This is a genomic window from Azospirillum sp. B506 (assembly GCF_000333595.1).
Lineage (GTDB): Bacteria > Pseudomonadota > Alphaproteobacteria > Azospirillales > Azospirillaceae > Azospirillum.
In genome coordinates this window covers 1-3,498 of record NZ_BADK01000910.1, presented here as the reverse complement: position 1 = coordinate 3,498, position 3,498 = coordinate 1, and the positions used below count along the sequence as shown (strand labels likewise).

Here is a 3,498-nt window from a genome sequence, read left to right as displayed (position 1 = left end):
CAGGTCGACATCACCAACGGCAAGTTCGTCTTCTCGGCCAGCGAAGCCTACCTGATCGAGGACGGCAAGCTGGGCCCTGCGGTGAAGGGCGCCACCCTGATCGGCAACGGCCCCGACAGCCTGACCAGGGTGTCGATGATCGGCAACGACAGCCGCCTCGACCCCGGCGTCGGCACCTGCGGCAAGGATGGCCAGGGCGTGCCCGTCGGCGTCGGCCAGCCGACGCTGAAGCTGGAAGGGCTGACGGTCGGCGGCACCGCCGCCTGATACCGGGCCTCATATCCTGAAACAGGGCCGGACCGTGCCTGCGGTCCGGCCCTGTCGACATTCGGAGCTTGGAAGGGTCGATTGCATTGGTATCGTTCCGCCGGAGTTTTTCAATTTTCCGGATGGATGATCGCCGATGAATTCTCTTTCCCGCATTTGCAAGGCCGCAGCATTCGCCCTTGGCCTGACGCTGGCCTCGGCTCTTCCCGGGCAGGCCCAGACCGCCCCAACCGCCGAACAGGTGACCGCCGCCAAGGCCCCCGGCTCCAGCGCCGACCAGTTGAACGCCCGCGTGGTGGTGGCAAGCTATTTCTATGCCTCCACCGACCTGACCTCCGCCCGCTATTCCGACGATTCGAAGGGGATCGATTTTTCCAAGCCGCTGGAGGTGATCGATGTCGCCACCGGCACCACTTGGTATCAGTATGTCCGCACCGGCTATGACAGCATCCGCTTCGGCAACTTCTTCTCGCCTGTCGTGACGGCGACACCCGATTGCCTCGGCATCTCCGGTGCGGGCCGGGCCGAATACAAGGCGGTTCTGCCGACAGGCCAGGGATTGAAGTCGGTCGCCGCCCCCATCGTCGACAGCTGGACCACTCCGGGCACCAGCGTGCAGACGGCGGGCGGCTGCACCCAGGTCGTGGTGCCGAACAGCGTGAAGGCAGGCGTCGCCAACGGCGGGCTGGTACAGTAAGCCCCCATCCCCAGTGCACCGGAGTCCCGCCATGCCCGACATCGCCACCACCGACGAGCTGCGCCACCGCATCGCGCAGGCCCAGGCCGGGGTTGCCGCACTGGCACGGCGGGAGCCGGAGAACAGCTGGCTGACGAGCATCCAGCACCAGCTCGATTATGTCGACAGTGCGGCGCGGGACGGAACCAAACGGCTGGACCGCGCCGAGGAGCTGAATTTCGGCCTGCTCGCCTCCCATTATGTCGACGACGTCGACCCGGCGCTGGCTGCGGAACTGCACGCCATCAGCGCCGCCATCCGCCACCTGTTCCGCGGCTGATCGCCGGGGCTGCACGATATTTTGTGCTGGCGTTCGCGGCGTCCCGCTTCGATGATCGCCCTTCCGGACGGCACGGCCGGGCCCGTGCCCCTTGAACAAGATCAAAACGGCAAGATCAAAACGGCAAGATCGATACGGGAGATGTGCGATGGCGACGGAATCGACCGCTGGCTTGGCCCTGGTTTCCACCTTCTGCCCCGACCGGGTCGGGCTGGTTTCCGGCATCACCAGCCACCTGTTCGAACAGGGGATCAACCTGCGCGACGCAACCTTCGCCTCGCTGGGCACCGGCGCCGAATTTTCTGCGGTCTGCGAGTTGCCGGGCGGCCTGACGGTGGCGGAAATCCAGGCCAGCCTGTCGTCCCTGCCGGTCCTGGCCGGCGCCGATGTGAAGGTCAGCCCCTTCGCCTTCGATCCTCAACCCGGTCCACAGGCAATGGTCACCCACCGCGTCGAGGTGTCGGGCGGTGACCAGCCCGGTCTTGTGGCCCGCCTGTCGGAGATCTTCACTCAGTTCGACGCCAACATCGTCCGGTTGGACGCCCAGACCCTGCCCGACCGCGTCGGCGAACGCTATGTCCTGCGCTTCTCGGTGTCGATCCCGGCGGAGCGGGCGGATGTCTGCCTGTCGGCGGTGGCGAACACAGCGGAGACCTTGGGGCTGACCTGCCGGACAGAAGCGCTGTAAGGGACGGCCTAGACCCTACTTGCCCCTCACCCCCCGGATCAGCTCCGAATACCAGCGCGCGGACTCCTTCGGGATCCGCGCCTGGGTTTTGAAATCGACCCGGACGATGCCGAATCGCGTGCCATAGCCGCCACCCCATTCGAAATTGTCCAGCAGCGACCAGACGAAATATCCACGCACATCGGCGCCCAGGCGCTTCGCCTCCGCCATCGCCGCGATGTAGGCCTGGAGGTAGGCCAACCGCTCCGTATCGACCACGTGCCCCTCGACGTCGGGCGTTTCCGCCGCCTTGGTGCCGTAACCGTTCTCCGTCACATAGATCGGCAAACGGTAGCGCCGCGTCAGGTCGAGCAGCGTGTCGCGGAAACAGCCGGGGTCATAGGGCCAGTCGATGTCCGTCCGCCTCATCCCCGGAGGCGGCGAACCGAAGCCGAAGCCCCAGATCAGGCTGTCGTCCCGACGGCCGTAGACCGGCGCATAATGGTTCAGCCCGAACCAGTCCACCGGCCGGGCAATGCGCGCCATGTCACCGGGCTGCACATAGGGTTCGATGGCCTCGGCGATGCGGCGTGGGTAGTGGGCGCGCAACTGCGCGTCGGGGAAAGCGCGGTTCCAATGCTCGTCGAACAGGGCCGCCGCCTCGACATCCTCCGGCCGCTCGGTCTCCGGCCGCATCGGCTGCACGCTGTGCACCGCGCCGATGGAGGCATCCGGCACCAACGCCCGCAGCACGTCGACCCCGGCACCATGGGCGAGGTTGACGTGGTGGATCACCTTCAGATGGGTGGCGCGGTCGGCGATGCTGGGCGCTCCCCAGCCGAAGGCCCAGCCGAACAGCGTGAAGACCGAGAACTCATTGAAGGTGGCCCAGCGCTTCACCCTGTCGCCATAGCGCCGGGCGCAGAGTGCGGCGTAATCCTCGAACCAGCCGATGCTGTCGCGGGTGCTCCAGCCGCCCAGATCCTGCAAGGCCTGCGGCAGGTCCCAATGATAGAGGCAGAGCCAGGGCTCGATCCCCCGGTCCAGCAGCCGGTCGATCAGCCGGTCATAGAAATCCATCCCCTTCCCGTTCGGCGCCCCGCGCCCGCGCGGCAGAACCCGCGGCCAGGAAACGGAGAAGCGGTAGGCCTGCAGGCCCAAACCCGCCATCAGATCAACGTCCTGCGGCATCAGGTGGTAATGGTCGCAGGCGACGTCGCCGCTGTCACCATTGTCGACCCGCCCCTTCAGCCGACAAAAGCTGTCCCAAATGCTGGGCGCCCGCCCGTCGGTCCCGGCCCCGCCCTCGATCTGGTAGGCGGAGGTGGAAGCACCCCACAGAAAATCGCCCCACGGAAAATCTCTGGGAACAACCGGACGTTCGGCCATGGCGGCTCACCCAAGTGGAGGACGCCTGGAATCCTACCCCTTTCCCGTCCAGGCGGAAGGGGCCAATCGTCGCTGCCGGCGCGGCGCGGGGCACCACTCCCCGTCGAGCAATCCGTCACCATATCGCGGTCGACAGGACGGCGCGGCGCTCCTATGGTC

At 66.6% G+C, this 3,498-nt stretch carries 5 protein-coding genes; 4 read left to right on the top strand and 1 reads right to left on the bottom strand.

The genetic code is table 11. The features are described from left to right. From I71_RS28325 to I71_RS28310, 4 genes are all read left to right on the top strand, one after another. The coding region (locus I71_RS28325; RefSeq protein ID WP_042702087.1) for a metallopeptidase TldD-related protein at positions 1 to 267 on the top strand (267 nt) is incomplete at its 5' end. 136 nt (positions 268 to 403) lie between these two features. Beyond that, positions 404 to 964, top strand: a complete 561-nt coding sequence (locus I71_RS28320) for a polymorphic toxin type 46 domain-containing protein (protein WP_042702084.1) — start codon at positions 404 to 406, stop codon at positions 962 to 964. A gap of 31 nt (positions 965 to 995) precedes the next feature. Next, positions 996 to 1,283: an immunity protein Tsi6 family protein gene (locus I71_RS28315; protein ID WP_042702081.1), complete on the top strand. Its 288-nt coding sequence runs from the start codon at positions 996 to 998 to the stop codon at positions 1,281 to 1,283. Between the two features lie 148 nt (positions 1,284 to 1,431). Then, positions 1,432 to 1,971, top strand: coding sequence for a glycine cleavage system protein R (locus tag I71_RS28310; protein ID WP_042702077.1), 540 nt, complete (start codon positions 1,432 to 1,434; stop codon positions 1,969 to 1,971). 15 nt (positions 1,972 to 1,986) lie between these two features. Here I71_RS28310 and I71_RS28305 read toward each other — a convergent pair whose 3' ends face one another. Then, a complete protein-coding gene (locus I71_RS28305) occupies positions 1,987 to 3,339 on the bottom strand; it encodes a GH1 family beta-glucosidase (protein WP_042702075.1) in 1,353 nt (450 codons plus the stop codon). Positions 3,340 to 3,498 lie beyond the last annotated feature (159 nt).

Bases quoted from the DNA above. Each gene is read 5' to 3' on its own strand.
- I71_RS28315 (WP_042702081.1), top strand. From the start codon at position 996: ATGCCCGACATCGCCACCACCGACGAGCTGCGCCACCGCATCGCGCAG.
- I71_RS28310 (WP_042702077.1), top strand. From the start codon at position 1,432: ATGGCGACGGAATCGACCGCTGGCTTGGCCCTGGTTTCCACCTTCTGC.
- I71_RS28305 (WP_042702075.1), bottom strand. From the start codon at position 3,339: ATGGCCGAACGTCCGGTTGTTCCCAGAGATTTTCCGTGGGGCGATTTT.
- I71_RS28320 (WP_042702084.1), top strand. From the start codon at position 404: ATGAATTCTCTTTCCCGCATTTGCAAGGCCGCAGCATTCGCCCTTGGC.